This window comes from Roseiarcus fermentans, from assembly GCF_003315135.1.
In the GTDB taxonomy this organism is placed as follows: domain Bacteria; phylum Pseudomonadota; class Alphaproteobacteria; order Rhizobiales; family Beijerinckiaceae; genus Roseiarcus; species Roseiarcus fermentans.
In genome coordinates this window covers 47,984-66,494 of the sequence record NZ_QNRK01000030.1, presented here as the reverse complement: position 1 = coordinate 66,494, position 18,511 = coordinate 47,984, and the positions used below count along the sequence as shown (strand labels likewise).

The window sequence follows — 18,511 nt, the reverse complement described above, 5'->3', positions numbered from 1 at the left end:
CCAACGGCTTGCTTCGGGTCTCCGGGCGCCACGCGCGCTCGCGCGCCAGTCGTCGCTTTGGGCCGGCTCGAACCATCAAGGGGGAGTCCAGGATGGCGACCACGATCGGAAACCAGATCACGCTCGACGGCGCGTTCGGCGATTGGCCGGCCAACGCCATGATCATGACCGCGTCCAGTACGGTCGCGGGCTACCAGATCTACGGCGAAGCCCTGAACGACGCGACGCTCGGCCAGACCTACGTAATCGGCGTCGACGCGACCAGTTCGACGGATCCGGTGATCGCCGCGGGGACGATCATCTATCTCAACACCGACCAGAACACGGCGACCGGCTACAGCCCGTCGTTTTCGCCCGGCAAGATCGGCGCCGAATACGAAATCGTGTTCTCCACCTCTAACGGCGTGCTCGAGCCCTTCCTATATTCGGTGACGTCGGCGGGCGTGACGACGGAGCTCAACGGCGGCCTGCCGCTCGCCTACGGCTTTTCCAGCAACGGCGAGAGCGTCGAGGTCGCGATCCCGCAGTCGCTGCTCACCCCGTCCGGCGGCGCGGCGCCGACCGCGATCGACTTCGCCGCCCTGATCAACAACGCGGACGGCCTGCCGGGCGATTTCAACTACGATCCCGAATACGCAATCGCAGCGCCGGCGACGACGACGGAAACCGGGACCGGGACCGCGACCACGATCGGAAACCAGATCACGCTCAACGGAACGTTCACGGATTTCCCGTCCAGCGACATGATCATGACCTCGTCGAACACCGTCACGGGCTATCAGGTCTACGGGGCCGGCCTCGACGACGCGACGCTCGGCCCCACCTATGTGATCGGCATCGACGCCACCAGCTCGACCGATCCGGTGATCGCGGCGGGCACGATCATCTATCTCAATACCGACCAGAACACGGCGACCGGCTACAGCCCATCGTTCGCGCCCGGCAAGATCGGCGCCGAATACGAGGTGGTGTTCGCCTACGGTTCGAACAGCCAGCTCGAGCCCTTCCTGTATTCGGTGACGTCCGCGGGCGTGACGACGGCGCTCAACGGCGGCCAGCCGCTCGCCTATGGCTTTTCCGCTAACGGCGAGAGCGTCGAGGTCGCGATCCCGCAGTCGCTGCTCACCCCGACCGGCGGCGCAAAGCCGACGGCGATCGACTTCGCCGCCCTAATCAACAATTCAGAGGGCCTGCCGGGCGATTTCAACAACAATGCTGAATACGCAATCGCCGCGCCGGCGGCGACGGGGACGGGGACCGGGACGGGGACGGGGACGGGGACCGGGACCGGGACCGGGACCGGGACCTCGGCGAGCCTGCCCGTCAAGAAGGTCGGCATCGTGTATTCGGCGACGACGGCCGCGCTCTATTACGGCGGCGGCGTGACCGGCGAGACCGCCTATGCCGACCTGTTCATGACGGCGCAGGAGCAGGCCGACGCCGCCGGCGTCTCCTACGACCTCCTGACCGAGGCCGACCTCACCAACGCCGCCATGCTGTCGCAATACAGCGCGCTGATCTTCCCGGATTTTCAGGACGTGCAGTCGAGCCAGGTCGCGGCGATCGACGCTGCGCTGCAACAGGTGGTCACGACCGACAAGATTCCGATCATCACGTCCGGCGACTTCATGACGAATGATCAGAACGGCAATGCGTTGTCGGGCAATCCCTACGCGTCGATGGAGACCCTGCTCAACCTGCAGCCCTCCAGCGACGGCGCGGCGACCTATTCGGTGCAACCCGATCCGACGGCGCTGGCGAACAACAATCCGATCCTCTCCGGGTTCACGTCCGGCGAATTGATCGGCGGCGCGAGCGGCATGTTCGCGGGCACGACCCAGGGCTATTACACGAACAGCGATTACGCGACGTATTCAGGCTATACGGCGCCGGCGACGACGATCGCCGACATCAAGATTTCTGGCGGCGCCACCCTGCCGGGCGTGGTGCAGTCGTCGACCGGCTCCACGGATTTCGCCACCACGGGCCTGTTCGGCGACAGCAATTTGCTGCAGCACGTCATCCAGAACGCCGTGTTCGGCGCGACGCCGAGCCTCACGATGGACATCACGCGGTTCAAAGGCGTCGTGAATTCACGCACCGACATGGATCAGTCGCAGTTTCCGTCGGACGTCTCTCCCGCGAGCGGGACGGGGATCTACACCGAACTGATCCCGATCCTGCAGTCGCTGAAGCAGCAATACGACTTCGTCGGCAGTTACTACATCAACATCGGAAACGACGCCGACCCGTCCGAAGCCAGCGGGACCAACTGGTCGGTCTCGACGCCCTATTACGACCAGATCCTCGAGATGGGCAACGAGATCGGCGATCACTCCTACACCCATCTGATCGACCCGCCGACCACGACGGTCCCGGCGACCACGACTGCGGCGACGGCGGCGGGTTCGACCCAGATCACGGTCAGCGCCCTGCCCGAGTACAATGGCTCGACACTCGACATGATCGTCACCGACCCATCCGACCCGGGCGCCATCGGGACGAACACGCTCGTCTCGGCGGTGACCGCCAACGCGAATGGCTCCTACACGCTGACCCTCGTCAGCGGCGGCGGCGGCGTCCTCGCCGCCATCCCGGCCGGCGCCACGCTCGACTTCGGCATTCCGACGGAGGACACGAATTATCTCGGGACCGGAACGACCGGCACGTTCACCTACGCCTACGAGTTCGGACAATCGAAGGCGATCGAGCAGTCGAACATCGGCATCACGATCGCCGGCGCGGCCGTCCCCGGCGAAAACGACGACCTGCCCGACTCGGAGCAGATCCTGTCGTATTTTCCGACCACGTCCGGCGTCACCGGCTACGTCAACGGCGGCTGGACCGGCGTCGACTCGGGCTCGCCGAATGCGATCGGCTACATCACCCCGTCGGAAACGAGTTCGGTCTACATCGCGCCCAACATCACCTTCGATTTCACGGAAGTCCAATACGACGGCAAGACCGGCGCGGCGGCGCTGGCCGACTGGGAGTCGCTGTTCAATCAGCTGTCCGCCAATTCCGCGACGCCGATCATCGTCTGGCCGTGGCACGACTACGGCATCACCGACTTTCCGACGGGCGGCGCCGGAACGGCCGCGCCCGGCTATTCCGAAGCCATGTACGCGGATTTCATCCAGTACGCGTACAATGCGGATTATGAATTCGTCACCTCGGAGGATCTCGCGCAGCGGGTCGCCGCCGAGCAGGCCGCCACGCTCTCCGAATCGACCAGCGGCTCCGTCGTCACCGCGTCGGTCACGCCGGGCGTGTCCGGACAGGACGAGGATCTCGGCGCAATGGCGCTGAACGTCGTCAACGGCGCGGCCGGCCAGGTCATCAAGAACGCGGGCGGCTGGTACGCCTACGACGCCGACAGCGTGTTCCTGGCCAACGACACGGCGAACAAGGGCGCCGCGGAGACCTTCACCGTCACGCTCGGCGCGACCCAGGACGACGTCACCCACGTCGATTCGCTGCCGATGCGCGCCGACCTCATGTCGGTGAGCGGCAACGGCTCGAACCTGACGGTCTCGTTCACCGGCGACGGCGCGCTCGACATTCACCTCAAGACGCCGGGCGCAGGCGCGAACGTCGTCTCGGTGCAGGCGTCGATCACCGGGACCGAGGGCGCCGGCGCGCTCGCGCCGACCGCGACGCTGAACGGCGACGACCTGACGCTGACCTTCAATGACGGCGCGGAGGCGATCTCCTCGGCCTCGCCGCAGGGCGTTCCCGTCCTCCACACCGTCACGATCACCGAAGCTGCGACCGCCGTCGCCGGCGCGACCTTCGTTTTCGGCGCCCCCGTGGTGGCGATCACGACGGCCGGCGCGACGACCAACCATGCGACGCAGACGATCGCGGGCACGGTGACGGCAGGCGGCGCCGCGGTCGGCTCGACCGTGACGATCACCGACAATGGCAAGACGGTCGGGACGGCGGCGGTGAGCAACGGGGCGTGGTCGACCACGGTGACCCTGTCCGAGGGGGCGAACAGCGTCATCGCCTCGGACACGGACGCCGCCGGCGATACCGGCGCGAGCGGGGCAGTGGCGATGACGCTGGACACCGTTGCGCCGACGGTCGCGATCGCCACGGCGGGCGGGACGACCAGCCAGACGACGCAGACCATCGCCGGCACGGTGACGACGACCGAGGCCGCGGCCGGCTCGACGGTGACCTTGTTCGACAACGGGACGCAGGTCGGGACGGCGAGCCTGAGCGGCGGGGCGTGGTCGACCACGGTCACCTTGGGCGCAGGCTCGAACAGCATCGTCGCCAAGGACACGGATGCGGCGGGCAACACCGGCGCCTCGAACGCGGTCGTCTACACGGTGGCGACGAGCATGGCGGCGCCGGCGATCACGTCGGAGAGCTATTCCGGCTCCGGCGCGACCGGCCACTGGGTCCTCGGCGGCACGGCGACCGCGGGCGCGACAGTCACGGTCTCCGACGGGGCGACGGCGCTCGGAACGGCGACCGCCGCGTCCTCCGGCGCGTGGACCTTCACCACCGCCGAGACCAATGGCGCGATCCGCGTCTACACGGCGACGGCGAAGTCCGGCGCTTCGACCAGCGCCGCCTCGGCCGCCGTCACCGAGGGGACGACCGGGAACGACGTCTTCACCTTCGCCTCGGAAGCGGCGCTGTCGGCGGCGGCGCTGATCAACGGCGACGGCGGGACCGACACGCTGCAACTGTCCGCCGCGGCCGTGCTGAGCGACGCGGACTTCGCCCACGTCCAGGCGATCCAGACCCTCGGCCTGACGGGCGCCAGCAGCGTGACCCTCGGAACCAACGCCTCCAAGGCCGGCGTCAAGACGGTGGTCACCGGGTCGGGGGCGACGAGCGTCGCCGACAGCATGACCGGGACGCTCTCCGTCAACGCGGCGGCGCTCGCTTCCGGCGGCACGCTGACGCTGTCGGGATCCGGCGCGGTCGCCGTGACCGGCCTCGCGGGCGCCCTCGATGCGAGCGGCGACTCGGGCGCGCTCACCGTCACCGAGACGGGGGCCGGGTCGATCAAGACGGGCAGCGGCGTGGACAAGATCACCGCGGCGAAAGGCGGGAACACGATCGCGGTCAACGGCAAGGGCGACACGATGACGGTGACCGGACACACCGCCGCCGACACCTTCACCTGGTCGACGACCGGCGCGTCGCCGAACACGACCGCGGGCCGCGACACGATCACCGGCTTCGCGGCCGGCGGGTCGATCAACGATCTTCTGAACGTCTCGTCGATCAATTCGGGTCTGGCCATCCAGGGAAGCCTCAAGAACAGCACGAAGAAGGTCGCGGCGGACTCGATCGCCTGGCTCTATTCGGGCGGCGCCGCGACGGTCTACGTCAACGACACGACCAGCGCGCTCTCGACCAGCAGTTCGAGCCTGATGGCGATCACGCTGGCCGGCGTGTCGTCGGGGCTGTCGGCTGCGAATGTCATCGCCTGATCCGCTGGCCGGGTGAGCCGGGCAGATTTGCGGGCGGCGGTGCAGACGCGGCCGTTGGCCTACGGCGGCAAACAACGCGCCTGACCGGCGCGACAGTCGACCGGTGCGCTTCCTCCCTCACCCGGGCGCGCGCAAGCGGCGCCCAAGTGGGGGCGGAGACGCTCCCGTCGCTTGACGTTCCGCCGAGACACGCTCCGCGCGTCCTGCCCCGCGCGGGCGCGGCGATCATAGAGTCGACGCAATTTCGACTCACATTTTGCCGGCTGGGGGCCCCATGAAATCCTGGAGCCTCACCCATGCCGACAATGCGTGCGATGGTCGTTCACGAGGCGAAGGGGAGGCTCGCGGCGGTCGAGCGCGACCTTCCGGAGCCGGGCGCGGGGGAGATTCGTCTCCGCGTCGAAGCCTGCGGCGTCTGCCACAGCGACGCGATGACGGTCGAGGGCTTGTGGCCCGGCATCCGCTATCCGCGCGTGCCCGGCCATGAGGCGATCGGCGTGGTCGACGCCCTCGGCGCGGGGGTTCAGGGCTTCGCCGTCGGCGACCGGGCCGGGGTCGGCTGGTTCGGCGGCGCCTGCGGATATTGCCGGCGCTGCCGGCGCGACAGCGCCTTCGCCTGCGAGACCGTGCACGAGGTGACCGGAATCACCCGCGACGGCGGCTACGCCACCCACATGGTGGCGCTCGCGTCAGCGGTCGCGCACGTGCCGGACGACCTCGATTCGGTCGAATCGGCGCCGTTGCTGTGCGCCGGGGTCACTACCTTCAATGCGCTCCGCCACAGCGGCGCGGGCCCCGGCGACCTCGTCGCGGTCCTGGGGGTCGGCGGACTCGGACACCTCGGGATTCAGTTCGCCGCTCGGCAGGGCTTTCGCGCGGTGGCGGTCAACCGTGGCCGCGACAAGGAGGCGTTGGCGCGCGAACTCGGGGCGAGCGACTACATCGACAGCGCGGCGCAGGACCCGGCCGAGGCGTTGACCGGCATGGGCGGCGCGAAGGCGATCCTCGCCACCGTCACCAGCGGCCCGGCGATGCAGGCGATCGCCGGCGGCCTCGGCCCCAACGGGGTCATGATGGTGATCGGCGTGGTTGGTCCGCTGACGGTCGACGCGGTCGGCCTGATCGGCAAATCGGCCGCGATCCGCGGCTGGTACTCCGGCGTCGCGCGCGATTCCGAGGACACGCTGCTCTTCAGCCGGATGAACAAGGTCGCTTCGATGAACGAGGTCTATCCGCTCGCCAGGGCGCAGGAGGCCTACGAGCGTATGATGAGCGGCGAGGCGCGCTTCAGGGTCGTGCTCAGGATGGACTGACGCGCGAGCCTTTCGACCCGGATCCATCGAAAAGCGGAGGCGGCGCATGTCGAACATTCGGTTGTCGGCGGTCGTGGTCGCGGCGAGCGTCCTCTCCGTCCTGGGCGCGTGGGCCATCCCCGCCCAGGACAAGGACGCCGTGAAGGTGGAGAACGGCCTCGGCTTCGCCGAGTTCCGGGGATACGAGGACTGGACCCTGATCGCGATCAGCCAGAACAACGGCAAGATCGCGGCGATCGTGGGCAATCCCGCGATGATCGACGCGTACCGGCGCGGCGCGCCCGGCGACGGCAAGCCGTTCCCGGACGGCGCCCGGATGGCGAAGATCCATTGGACGCCGAAGACACAGGAAGCCTACCCGGGAGAGCCGACGGTCCCCGGCGCCCAGCACGACGTCGATTTCATGGTGAAGGACTCGAAGCGATTCGCCGACAGCGGCGGATGGGGATGGGCCGCGTTCGAGGTCGACGCGGCGGCGGGCGGCTTCAGGCCCGCCAACGAGACCGACAGTCCGCCGCAGGCGCACGACGCGAAGTGCGGGTTCGCCTGCCATACGATCGTGCAGGACCGCGACTACGTCTTCACGGAGTACGGCAAGCGGTGAGGGCGCTTCCCGGCGCCGCGCGCAGGGATAGGCACGAGGCGACGTCACGCGGGGACCTGAGGGCAAGCCACGGAGGCCTGGCGGAAAGTCCATGAACGACCAGTCCGTCACCCGGGATGCAACGCAGGTTGCGCGGACCACCAGCGATCCGCCGACCGCCGCCACGGACCGGCCCGGTCGCCGGTGGTTGGGCGCCGGCCTGCGGCTGTCCATCGTGGTTCTCGCCGGCGCGGTGGCGATCGTCGTCGCCCGCACGTGGGACGATTGGGTCAGCGCCGCCGCACTGCAGGCGACCGACGACGCCTATCTCGCGGCCGACACGACGCCGCTCGCGGCGAAGGTTCCCGGCTATGTGCGGCGGATGCTGGTCAAGGACTTCCAGGCCGTCAAAGCCGGCGACCTTCTGGTCGAACTGGTCGACGACGACTATCGCGCGGAAGTCGCGCAAGCCGAGGCCAACGTCGCCAGCGCCAACGCCACGCTCGACACCATCGCACAGCAGAAAGTCCTGCAACGCGCGCTGATCGAACAGGCGGAGGCGACGATCAAGGCTGCGGAGGCGGACGTGATCCGCTATCGGCTGGAGGCGAAGCGTCAACAGGCGCTGCTGGAAACGAGGCTCGCCGGCACGCCCCAGGCGACCGAGCAGGCCGTCGACAACGCCGCGCACAGCGAGGCGACGCTGGCGCTCAACCGCGCCCAGCTCGACCAGCAGCGCCAGCAGCTCAACGTGTTCGACAGCCAGGAGCGGCAGGCGAAGGCGACGCTCGCGGCGCAGACCGCGGCGCGCGACCTCGCCCGGATCAATCTCGGCTACACCCGGATCGCGGCGCCGGCAGACGGCATGGTCGGCCAGCGTCTCGTCCAGGCCGGCCAGTACCTCAGCGTCGGAACCGAGGTTCTGTCGCTGGTGCCGCTGCCCGACGTCTGGGTGATCGCCAACTACAAGGAAACGCAGATGACCCATGTCCGGGCGGGACAGTCGGCGACGGTCACGGTCGACGCCTTGCCGGGCGTGACGCTGCCGGGCCGCGTCGACAGCTGGTCGCCGGCGTCGGGCGCCGTGTTCTCTCTGCTGCCGCCCGACAATGCGACGGGCAACTTCACCAAGATCGTGCAACGGATTCCGGTGAAGATCGTGCTCGATCGCGACCCCGCGCTCGACGACCTGCTGCGTCCCGGCATGTCGGTCATCGCCACCATCGACACGGGATCGCGCGCCGCCGACGGCCGCGCGGCGGCGCGTTAGGCAATCCCTTGTCCAGCGTCGCGGGCTCGCTCTGCCACGAATCGGTCCACAAAGCGCATACGCCGGCGAGCGAAACCGGCCGTCCGCTGCTCGCGGTCGCGGCCGTGCTGCTGGGCTCGGTGATCGCGACGCTCGCCGCGCGGCTGACCTCGTTCGGCCTCGCCGACGTCGAAGGCGCCGTCCACGCCGGCTTCGACGAGGGGGCCTGGATCACGACGGCCTTCACCGTCGGGCAGATGATGATCGCGCTCATGTCGTCGTGGCTCGGAATGGCGTTCGGCGTGCGCAGGGTGCTTCTGGTCTCCTGCGCCCTGTTCGCCGTGTCGAATTTCTTGCTTCCGTTTTCGCCGGACCTCCGCTCCGTCCTGGCCTTGCAGACGGTCAGCGGGCTGTCGTCCGGAACGTTCATCCCGCTGACGATCGGCGTCGTCATGCTCAATCTTCCGCCCCGCTTGCGGATTTACGGGGTTGCGGCCTACGCGATGAATTTGGAGCTGTCGCTGAACGTCTCGGCGTCGATCGAGGGCTATTTCGACACCAACTGGTCGTGGCGATGGATTTTTTGGGACTCGGCCCTGCTGGCGCCGGTGATGTGGTCTTGCGTCTGGTTCGGCGTGCCGCGCCAGGCCTTCAATCGCGGGCTGTTCCGCAACGCCGACTGGGCCGGGATGCTGTTTGCGAGCGCCGGCCTCAGTGTCCTCTACGCCGCGCTCGACCAGGGCAATCGCCTCGACTGGTTCAATTCCGGGCTGATCGTGGGTCTCATGCTCGCCGGCGCGCTGCTGATCGCAGCCTTTCTGGCTCACGAGCTGACCCACGAAAAACCCTGGATCAACCTGCGCTTCGCCGCGAGCGGCAATCTTCCGCTGATCGCCCTCACGATCAGCTTCTTCCGGATGGTGATTCTGTCGACCTCCTACCTGATCCCGCAATACCTGATCACGGTTCAGGGATACCGGGCGCTCGAGGTCGGCGGGGCGCTCATCTGGATCGCCATGCCGCAATTCCTGCTCGCGCCGATCATTGCGACGATCCTCCGCTTCGTCGATCCGCGCGTGCCGCTGGCGCTCGGCTTCGCGTTGATCGGGATCGCCTGCGCCATGGCCGGCCAGCTCACCGGCGACTGGGCGTCGGACCAGTTCATGCCGTCGCAACTTCTCCAGGCGGCGGGCCAGACCTTTGCGCTGACCTCGGTCGTCTGGCTCGCCCTGAGGCATCTGCAGCCGGCCGAAATCCTGACCTTCGGCGCGCTCTTGCAGACCGGCCGCCTGTTCGGCGCCGAGATCGGCTCCGCCTTCGTTCAGACCTTTGTCCGCGTGCGCGAGCAGATCCATTCCAGTTTCGTCGGCCAGCACATCGTGTCGGGGGCGCCGCCGACGATTCTCCGGCTTCAGGGCTACGCCCACGCCGTCACGAGCCGCTCGCTCGGCGGACCGCAGGAGGCGGCGCGCGCCGCGGCGCTCCTCGCCGCCGCCGCCCGCAGGCAGTCCTATGTGCTCGCCTATGTCGACGGATTCCTGGTTTTGGCGATCGCCGTCGTCGTGGGGCTGCTCATGATGCTGGCGCTGAAAGACCCGCCGGAGGCGCCGGCGCCCGGCGCGTGAGGACGCTTCGGCTGGCGATGGCGCCTTTTGCCGCGCGCGGCGCCTCGGCCGCTCGGGTTTCGCTCAGCCCCCGTCGCGGATCACCCGGCACGAATCGATGTCGAACGTCACCTCGCCGATCGTCAGCGCGGTCTGGTCGCGGAAGGCGCCGGCGAAGGCGACGAAGCGCTCGACGTCGGCGAGGTTGCTGACCAGGCCGAGCGAGACCCGGATCGCGCCGGCGCTTTTTCCGCGATGCTGCATGACTTGCAGAAAGCGCGGCAGCGTCATGTCGGCGCCTTGCGACAGGCTGTCGAGCATGTCGCCCTCCGTCAGGTCTTCCGCCCACTCGCCCGCCCCCGGATTGCAGAAGCAGCCGGTCCGGAGCGAAATCCCCTCGAGGCCCGCGAGTTCGTCGATCCGGCGATAGTCGAGGAGATGGCCGAGGGAATCGTAGACATTCATGGTCACCGTCCCGCCGCGCATGGCGCCGTTGGCCGGCCCGTAGATTCGCACCAGCGCGCGCCCGTTGTCGTGGCGCAGCTCGAGCAGGCGGGCGATCAGCCAGTCGGTCAGGCAGGCGACCCGGGTCCGGATCGTGTCCATGCCGATCGCGTCGAGGCGCCTGAGGCCGCTCTCGACCGCGGGGATGCTCAGGAAATTGAGGGCGCCGTCCTCGAAGCCGGCCTCGCGCGGGGCGAGACAATGCCGGCGGCCGCGAACGGTGACGAAATTGACCGTGCCGCCGCCGAACCAGGGGCGGGCGAGTCCGGCGAGCGTCGATTTGCGGATGCTCGATTGGGGTGGCTTGATCGGAATATTCGGATTCGCTAGCGTCTCGGAGGTATTTCGACCAACGAACTCCAGCGTTGCTTTTTGGGTAGCGCCGAGGGATATGACGTGCGCAAACGGTATTGACCAGAAGTTATCTTGACTACGATGTCTATCGATAGATTGATAACTATAATATCAACGGCGCTGGCGGCGATTGCAATCGTAGTTGCGATCTATACGTCAGAATTGAATTTGCTATTGAAAGGTGTTTATCATATCGATATCGCGGGGTCGACCATAGCAGGCATATCAGGAACGGTTGTAATCGCGTTGTTGCTGGTATGGTTCCATTTTGCGACCAGGTTGCAGCGCGGCGCCAATGACAAGCACGTCCTGTCGTTGCAGGTCGATGCATTGGAGAAGGAGCTGAAGAGATATAGAGATGACACTCTTGTCGATGTTGTGACCGGGATTCCGAATCAGTCCAAGCTTTCAGAAGACGTACGAAAAATTGCAAGCAGGATCACAGAAAAGGACCAATATCAGGTTATCATGCTTGATCTTGATGGATTTGGCAAGATCAATACTCGGTTTGGCTATCGAAGAGGCGACCTCGTCATCAAATCTATCGCTCAAGGCATCTACAATTCGATGCGTCGAGACGAGGAGGCTTACAAGAGGCCGTTCGCCGGGGCCGTTGCGCCCGACGACCTCTGGCGCCGGATTTATCGCAAGTACTCCGGCGGAGACGAGTTCATCTTCCTGATCCGCGGCGGGGAGGATGAAGCCCTGGGTTTCCTGGTCCGTGTGCAACGTCGCTTCGACAGCGAGTTCGGCGAACAGGTCCAGGCGGTGCTGGGCGAGCCTTGGACGTTGAGCTTTCATGCCGGCCTCTGCCGTCTCCATCCCGGCGACAATTTTGGGACGATGCTGGGCCGCGTGGAGGAATGCCTTCGACTCGCCCGGCAGGACGGCAGCGAGTCCCGGGTGTTCTGGGCGTCAGGCAAAACGAGCGCCGATTTTCCGGACGGCGGCTTTGCCGCCCGCACGTACGCAGACGCGCAAAGGCAGTTTGCGTTGCCTTCGCGAGGGTGACGTCATCGGAATGCGCGGACTCGCAGGCGACACTGCGGCGTATGAGGTCGCGTTCCTCGACGTAAGCCGGGCGCGAAGCCTCGCGAGGGCCTGTCTACACCTCCCGCAGCCGCGCCGCGGCCTGCTCGGGCGTCAGGTCGCGCTGGGGGGAGCCGAGCATCTCGAAGCCGACCATGAACTTCTTCACCGTCGCCGAGCGCAGCAGCGGCGGATAAAAATGCGCGTGCATCTGCCATTCGGCGTGGACGGCGCCGTCGGTCGGCTTCTGGTGAAAGCCCATCGAATAGGGGAACGAGACGTCGAACAGCCGGTCGTAGCGGCGGGTGAGGTCCGACAGCGCCGCCGCGAGCGCGGTCTTTTCCTCGGGCGAAAACTCGTCGAAGCCGCCGATGCGGCGGCGCGGCAGAATCATCGTCTCGAACGGCCAGATCGCCCAGAACGGCGCGAGCGTGACGAAATGCGCGTTCTCGGACACGATCCGCTCGCCCAGGCGCAGTTCCTGCGCGAGGTAGTCGAGGAGCAGCGGCCGGCCGTGGTCCAGCAGATACTGCGCCTGGCGATGGGTTTCCTTCTCCATCTCGTTCGGCAGATTCTTGGTCGCCCAGATCTGGCCGTGCGGATGCGGGTTCGAGCAGCCCATGATCTCGCCGCGATTCTCGAAGATCTGCACCGCGCCGATGTCCGGACGCCCGCCGAGATTGATCGTCTCCTCGACCCAGGCGTCGACCACCCGCTCGATGTCCGAAATCTCCATCATCGCCAGCGTCAGGTCGTGGCGGGGCGAGAAGCACAGCACGCGGCAGACGCCGGACTCCCCCTCGGCGCGGATCAGGCCGTCCTCGACCCGCTCGCCGGGCGCGTCGGCGCTCAGCGCGGCGAAATCGTTGTCGAACACGAACGTGTGCCGGTAATCGGGATTTTTTGCGCCGTTGGCGCGCAAGTTGCCGGCGCAGAGGTAGCAATCGGGATCGTGGGCCGGAAGCCCGGTCGCGGGCGTGGATTCGCGCTTGCCCTGCCACGGGCGCTTCATGCGATGCGGCGAGATCAGCACCCATTCGCCCGTCAGCGGATTGAAGCGGCGATGCGACGTTTCGGAGAGGTCGAGCGTCATGCTGGAAAACCCTCATCCGGCGCTTCGGAGCCTCTCTCCTCGTGGCGTTGCGCGCGGCGGCGGGAAACGCCCTTCCCCAGCAAAGCTGGGGAAGGGGAGCCGCATTGCCTAGGGAGAGGGACAGGCAGCCGCAGGCGGCCAGGGCGAGGGGGGTCCAGCTCCGCCGTCATTCGTGCAGGTCCACGAAGCCCGCGCCGTCGGACGGCGCGCAGACGAACACCTCCGCGTGAAGGCCGAAGGCGAGCCGATAGGCGTCGACGAGCGCCCGGCCGACGGATTCGACCGCGTCCGCCTCGACGAGACTCACCGTGCAGCCGCCGAAGCCGCCGCCGGTCATGCGCGAGCCGTGCACGCCGGCGAGCCCCTGCGCGAAATCGGCGAGGAAATCGATCTCCGGGCAGGTGATGGCGAAGTCGTCGCGCATCGAGCGTTGCGAGGCGTTCATCGCCGCGCCGCAGGCCTCGAAGTCGCCGGCCTTCAGCGCCCGCTCGGCTTCCAGCACGCGGGCGTTCTCGGTGACGATGTGGCGGCAGCGGCGGAAGACGAGGTCGGGCAGCGCCCGGCGATGGCGCTCGAGGTCGGCCGGGGTCACGTCGCGCAGCGCCGCGATCGGCCCGAGCAGGGGTCTCAGCAGCCGCACCCCTTCCTCGCAGGCGGCGCGCCGGTCGTTGTAGTCGCCGCCGGCGTGCTGGTGGCGGACGTGGGAGTTGGCGATGACCAGCCTGAGGGTCGGCGCGATCGGCACGGGGCGCGCGTCGAGCGAGCGGCAGTCGATCAGCAGCGCGTTTCCGGCGACGCCGCAGGCGGCGATGTACTGGTCCATGATGCCGCAGCGCATGCCGACGAAGTCGTTCTCCGCCCGCTGCGCCACCCTCGCCGCCGCGACCGGCTCGAACGGCAGCCCCGACGCCGCGAGGAGCGCGTGCGCGACGGCGACTTCCAGCGCCGCCGAGGAACTGAGGCCCGCGCCGAGCGGCACGTCGCTTCCCACCACGAGGTCGGCGCCGGCGAGGCGCAAGCCGCTCGTCTCCAGCATCGCCGCGACGCCGAACACGTAATCCGACCAGTCGTGCCGCCCGCTCGGGGCGGGCGCGTCGAGGTCGAACGCGCGCGTTTCGTCCATGAACAGGGAATAGACGCGGATCGTGCGGTCCTGACGCGGCGCGGCGGCGACCAGGGTCGAGAAATCCAGCGCCGCCGGCATGACGAAGCCGTCGTTGTAGTCGGTGTGTTCGCCGATCAGGTTGACGCGCCCGGGGGCGCGGCTCACTCTGGCCGAGCGCCCGAAGCGCAGCAGAAAGTCCTGCGCGACGTCGCGCGCCTGAGCCCCGAGACCGGCCATGTCTCCCGTCAGCCCTTGCGCTTCTGGTAGACGTCGACGAACACCGCGGCCAGCAGGACGAGACCCTTGACCACCTGCTGCCAGAAGATGCCGAGGCCGACCAGCGACATGCCGTTGTTCATGACGCCCATGAACAAGGCGCCGATGACCACGTTCATCACCTTGCCGGCGCCGCCCGAGGCCGACGTGCCGCCGATGAAGCAGGCGGCGATGACGTCGAGTTCGAACCCGGAGCCGGCGGAAGGCGTCGCCGAATTGAGGCGCGCGGCGACGACGAGGCCGGCGAGCCCGGCCAGCAGGCCCATGTTGGCGAAGGTGAAGAAGATCAGCCGCTCGGTCTTGACGCCGGAGAGGCGCGCCGCGAGCACGTTGCCGCCGAGCGCGTAGATGCGCCGCCCGACCACGGTCCGGGTGGTGATGAACTGGTAGAGCGCGATCAGCGCGCCCATGATCACCAGGATGATCGGAAGGCCCTTGTAGAGCGCGAGGTTCCAGGCGATGCCGACGATGATCACGGCGAACACGAGGTTCTTGCCGATCAGCAGGGCGAGCGGCTCGACCTCCATCCCGTCGAGCTTGGCCCGGCGCCAGCGCCGGATGCCGCCGACGAACATCCACAGCGCGACGAGCGCGCCGAGCAGCAGCGACACCCAGTGGATGTTCGCCCATTCGGGCAGCGAGTCGGCGATCGATCCGAAATCGGTGACGTCGGGCAGGAAGCCGGAGGCGATGCTCTGGAAGCCCTTCGGGAAGGGCCCGACGAACTGGCCAAGCAGCATGTTGCCGGTCAGGCCGCGGAAGATCAGCATGCCGCCGAGCGTGACGATGAAGGACGGCATCTTGGCGTAGGCGACGAGAACGCCTTGCGCCGCGCCGATCAGGGCCCCCACCGCCAGGCAGATGACGATCACCAGCGGGTAGGGAAACTTCGCGTAGACGATCAGCGATCCGCCGACGGCGCCGACGAAGCCGACGATCGATCCGACCGAGAGGTCGATATTGCCGCCCACGATGATCAGCAGCATGCCCAGCGCCATGATCACGACGTAGGAGTTCTGCATGATCAGGTTGGTGATGTTGACCGGCGACACCGAGGCGTGGTCGGCCGTGATCAGGTAGAAGAACAGGACGATCAGCAAGAGCGAGCCGAGCAGCCCGTAGTCGCGAAGATTGTCCTTCCAGAGTTGGCCCCGGACTTCCGCCTTGAGGGCGGCGGCGTCCGCCTGGATCTGCGTGCTCATTGGAAGGCCCCCGCGTACTGGCGCATGATCGACGCCATGATTTTCTCCTGACTGGCTTCCTTGGCCGGCATTTCGTCGACGAATCGGCCCTCGTTCATCACGTAGATGCGGTCGCAGATCCCGAGCAGCTCGGGCATCTCCGACGAGATCACGATCACGCCCTTGCCCTGGGCCGCGAGGTCGTTGATGAGCGTGTAGATTTCGAATTTCGCGCCGACGTCGATGCCGCGCGTCGGCTCGTCGAGCATGAGAACCTTGGGCTCGGTGAACAGCCACTTGCTCAGCACGACCTTCTGCTGGTTGCCGCCGCTGAGATCGAGCGTGCGCTGATGGATGCTGGACGAGCGGATGCGCAGCGCGGTGCGGAAGCGGGTGGCGACCTGCTCCTCGCGCGCTTCGTTGATCACGCCGCCGTCGGCCACGCCCTCGAGCCTGGCGAGCGTGATGTTGTGCTTGATGTCTTCGTTGAGGATCAGGCCGAGGGTCTTGCGGTCCTCGGTGACGTAGGCGAGGCCGGCGTCGATCGCGTCGTCGATGGTGTCGAGCTTGACCGCCTTGCCCTCGAGCGTCGCCGCGCCGGTGATGTTGCGCCCGTAGGCCCGGCCGAACACGCTCATCGCCAGTTCGGTGCGTCCCGCGCCCATGAGGCCCGCGATGCCGACAACCTCGCCGCGGCGGACGTGCAGGCTGACGTCCTTCACCACCGCGCGGCCCGCGTGCTGCGGATGCTCGACGCGCCAGTCGCGAATGGAAAACAGCTCCTCGCCGATGGTCGAGGCGCGCGGCGGATAGCGCTCCGTCATCTCCCGCCCGACCATGCTGCGGATGATCCGGCTCTCGCTGACCTGGCCGGCGCGGCAGTCGATGGTCTCGACGGTCGATCCGTCGCGGATCACGGTGATCGAGTCCGCGACGCGAGCCAGTTCGTTCAGCTTGTGCGAGATCATGATCGAGGTCATGCCCTGCTTCTTGAACTCGAGCAGCAGGTTGAGCAGCGCCGCGCTGTCGGCTTCATTCAGGCTCGCCGTCGGCTCGTCGAGGATCAGGAGCTTGACCTTCTTCGACAGCGCCTTGGCGATCTCGACCAGCTGCTGCTTGCCGACGCCGATGTTGGTGATCAGCGTGTTGGGCGATTCTTTCAGGCCCACCGTCTTCATCAGCTCGCGGCTGCGGCGGAACGATTCGTTCCAGTCGATCACGCCGTTGCGGGCCGGCTCGTTGCCGAGGAACATGTTTTCGGCGATCGAAAGCTGGGGCGCGAGCGCGAGCTCCTGGTGGATGATGATGATGCCGAGGTGCTCGCTGTCGGCGATGCGGTGGAAGCGGCGCGGCTCGCCCTTGTACCAGATCTCGCCCTCGTAGGAGCCGTAGGGGTAGACGCCGCTCAGCACCTTCATCAGCGTCGATTTGCCGGCGCCGTTCTCGCCGCAGATCGCGTGAATCTCGCCCTCCTCGACTGCGAGATTGACGTCGCGCAGGGCGACGACCCCAGGGAATCTCTTGGTGATTCCCTTCATTTCGAGGATGGCGGGCATAGGCTTCCCTGACGTTTCCCAGTCGGCAGTCTGCCGCATCGCGGGCCGCCGGAAAAGGCTGAAAACGGGCCTCCGCGCCGAAGCGCGGAGGCTTTTTCGCGTGCTGCTTACTGCAGCTGGTCGAGCTTGTAATAGCCGCTGTCGACCAGGGTCTGCTTCCAGTTGGTCGCGTCGACCGGCACCGGCTTCAACAGGAACGACGGCACCACCTTGACCTTGTTGTTGTAGGTCGTGGTGTCGTTGATCTCGGGCTTGCCGCCCTTGACGACGGCGTCAACCATGCCGGCGGCGACCTTGGCGAGGTCGCGGGTGTCCTTGAAGATCGTCGAATATTGCTCGTGTCCGATGATCGACTTGACCGACGGGATTTCCGCGTCCTGGCCGGAGATGATCGGCATCGGCAGATCCTTGGAGCCGTAGCCGACGCCCTTCAGCGCGGAGATGATGCCGATGCTGATGCCGTCATAGGGCGACAGCACAGCGTCGACCTTCTTCTTGGTGTAGTAGGCCGAGAGCAGGTTCTCCATGCGGGACTGGGCGGTGGCCGCGTCCCAGCGCAGCGTCGCGACCTTGTCCATGCCCTTCTGTCCCGACACGACGACGAGCTCGCCCTTGTCGATCAGGGGCTGAAGCACCGACATCGCGCCGTCGTAGAAGAAGAAGGCGTTGTTGTCGTCGGCCGAGCCGCCGAACAGCTCGATGTTGAACGGGCCCTTCTTGCCCTGGTCGAGGCCGAGGCCGTGAACCAGGGTCTTGGCCTGCTCGACCCCGACCTGGAAGTTGTTGAAGGTGGCGTAATAGTCGACGTGCGGCGAGCCGACGATCAGGCGGTCGTAGGAGATCACCTTGATCCCCTGTTCGGAGGCCTTCTCCAGCGCGTTCGACAGGGTCGTGCCGTCGATCGCCGCGATCACCAGGACTTTCTCCTTCTTGGTGATCATGTTTTCGATCTGGTTGAGCTGGGTCGGAATGTCGTTGTCGGCGTATTGCAGATCGGTATTGTAGCCCTTGGCCTGTAGCACCTTGGCCATGTTGTCGCCGTCCGCGATCCAGCGCGCGGAAGACTTGGTCGGCATCGAGATGCCGATCGTCGGCTTGTCGTCGGCCAGCGCGGGACTCGCGGCGGCGAATACGCCAAACGCGACCGCCGCCGCGATTGTCATCAATTTCATGCCTTCCTCCTCGGCCAACTCGTGGCCTCAATTGCG

Annotated in this window: 12 protein-coding genes; 6 read left to right on the top strand and 6 right to left on the bottom strand. The window is 67.0% G+C overall.

The window, feature by feature from the left end; translation table 11 throughout:
- The first annotated feature begins 92 nt into the window (after positions 1 to 92).
- The 5 genes from DFR50_RS22755 to DFR50_RS22735 all read left to right on the top strand — a co-directional run bounded on the left by DFR50_RS22755 (position 93) and on the right by DFR50_RS22735 (position 10,226).
- Positions 93 to 5,456, top strand: coding sequence for a hypothetical protein (locus tag DFR50_RS22755; RefSeq protein ID WP_113891561.1), 5,364 nt, complete (start codon positions 93 to 95; stop codon positions 5,454 to 5,456).
- A 296-nt stretch (positions 5,457 to 5,752) separates the two neighbouring features.
- The gene (locus DFR50_RS22750) at positions 5,753 to 6,769 is read left to right on the top strand and encodes an alcohol dehydrogenase catalytic domain-containing protein (protein WP_113891560.1); all 1,017 of its coding nucleotides are present in this window, start codon (positions 5,753 to 5,755) and stop codon (positions 6,767 to 6,769) included.
- Between the two features lie 46 nt (positions 6,770 to 6,815).
- Positions 6,816 to 7,373 carry a cytochrome P460 family protein gene (locus DFR50_RS22745; RefSeq protein WP_113891559.1) on the top strand — a complete coding sequence of 186 codons (558 nt, stop codon included), beginning with the start codon at positions 6,816 to 6,818 and terminating at the stop codon, positions 7,371 to 7,373.
- Between the two features lie 91 nt (positions 7,374 to 7,464).
- On the top strand, positions 7,465 to 8,622 hold the full coding sequence (locus DFR50_RS22740; RefSeq protein ID WP_113891558.1) for an HlyD family secretion protein: 1,158 nt from the start codon (positions 7,465 to 7,467) through the stop codon (positions 8,620 to 8,622).
- A gap of 8 nt (positions 8,623 to 8,630) precedes the next feature.
- Positions 8,631 to 10,226: an MFS transporter gene (locus DFR50_RS22735; RefSeq protein ID WP_170153350.1), complete on the top strand. Its 1,596-nt coding sequence runs from the start codon at positions 8,631 to 8,633 to the stop codon at positions 10,224 to 10,226.
- A 63-nt stretch (positions 10,227 to 10,289) separates the two neighbouring features.
- Here the strand turns inward: DFR50_RS22735 and DFR50_RS22730 are convergent, their stop codons facing one another.
- The gene (locus DFR50_RS22730; RefSeq protein WP_245428058.1) at positions 10,290 to 10,997 is read right to left on the bottom strand and encodes an aminotransferase class V-fold PLP-dependent enzyme; all 708 of its coding nucleotides are present in this window, start codon (positions 10,995 to 10,997) and stop codon (positions 10,290 to 10,292) included.
- A gap of 147 nt (positions 10,998 to 11,144) precedes the next feature.
- Between DFR50_RS22730 and DFR50_RS22725 the strand changes: the two genes are divergently transcribed.
- The gene (locus DFR50_RS22725) at positions 11,145 to 12,074 is read left to right on the top strand and encodes a GGDEF domain-containing protein (protein WP_113891556.1); all 930 of its coding nucleotides are present in this window, start codon (positions 11,145 to 11,147) and stop codon (positions 12,072 to 12,074) included.
- A gap of 94 nt (positions 12,075 to 12,168) precedes the next feature.
- Here the strand turns inward: DFR50_RS22725 and DFR50_RS22720 are convergent, their stop codons facing one another.
- The 5 genes from DFR50_RS22720 to chvE all read right to left on the bottom strand — a co-directional run bounded on the left by DFR50_RS22720 (position 12,169) and on the right by chvE (position 18,475).
- Positions 12,169 to 13,185, bottom strand: coding sequence for a UDP-glucose--hexose-1-phosphate uridylyltransferase (locus tag DFR50_RS22720; protein WP_113891555.1), 1,017 nt, complete (start codon positions 13,183 to 13,185; stop codon positions 12,169 to 12,171).
- Positions 13,186 to 13,351: 166 nt separating this feature from the next.
- The gene (gene galK, locus DFR50_RS22715) at positions 13,352 to 14,527 is read right to left on the bottom strand and encodes a galactokinase (RefSeq protein WP_113891554.1); all 1,176 of its coding nucleotides are present in this window, start codon (positions 14,525 to 14,527) and stop codon (positions 13,352 to 13,354) included.
- Between the two features lie 8 nt (positions 14,528 to 14,535).
- On the bottom strand, positions 14,536 to 15,756 hold the full coding sequence (gene mmsB / locus DFR50_RS22710) for a multiple monosaccharide ABC transporter permease (RefSeq protein ID WP_425376088.1): 1,221 nt from the start codon (positions 15,754 to 15,756) through the stop codon (positions 14,536 to 14,538).
- An 8-nt stretch (positions 15,757 to 15,764) separates the two neighbouring features.
- Complete coding sequence (gene mmsA / locus DFR50_RS22705) at positions 15,765 to 17,303, bottom strand: multiple monosaccharide ABC transporter ATP-binding protein (protein ID WP_113891552.1); 1,539 nt, start codon at positions 17,301 to 17,303, stop codon at positions 15,765 to 15,767.
- Between the two features lie 107 nt (positions 17,304 to 17,410).
- Positions 17,411 to 18,475 carry a multiple monosaccharide ABC transporter substrate-binding protein gene (chvE, locus tag DFR50_RS22700; RefSeq protein WP_113891551.1) on the bottom strand — a complete coding sequence of 355 codons (1,065 nt, stop codon included), beginning with the start codon at positions 18,473 to 18,475 and terminating at the stop codon, positions 17,411 to 17,413.
- Between the last annotated feature and the right edge of the window lie 36 nt (positions 18,476 to 18,511).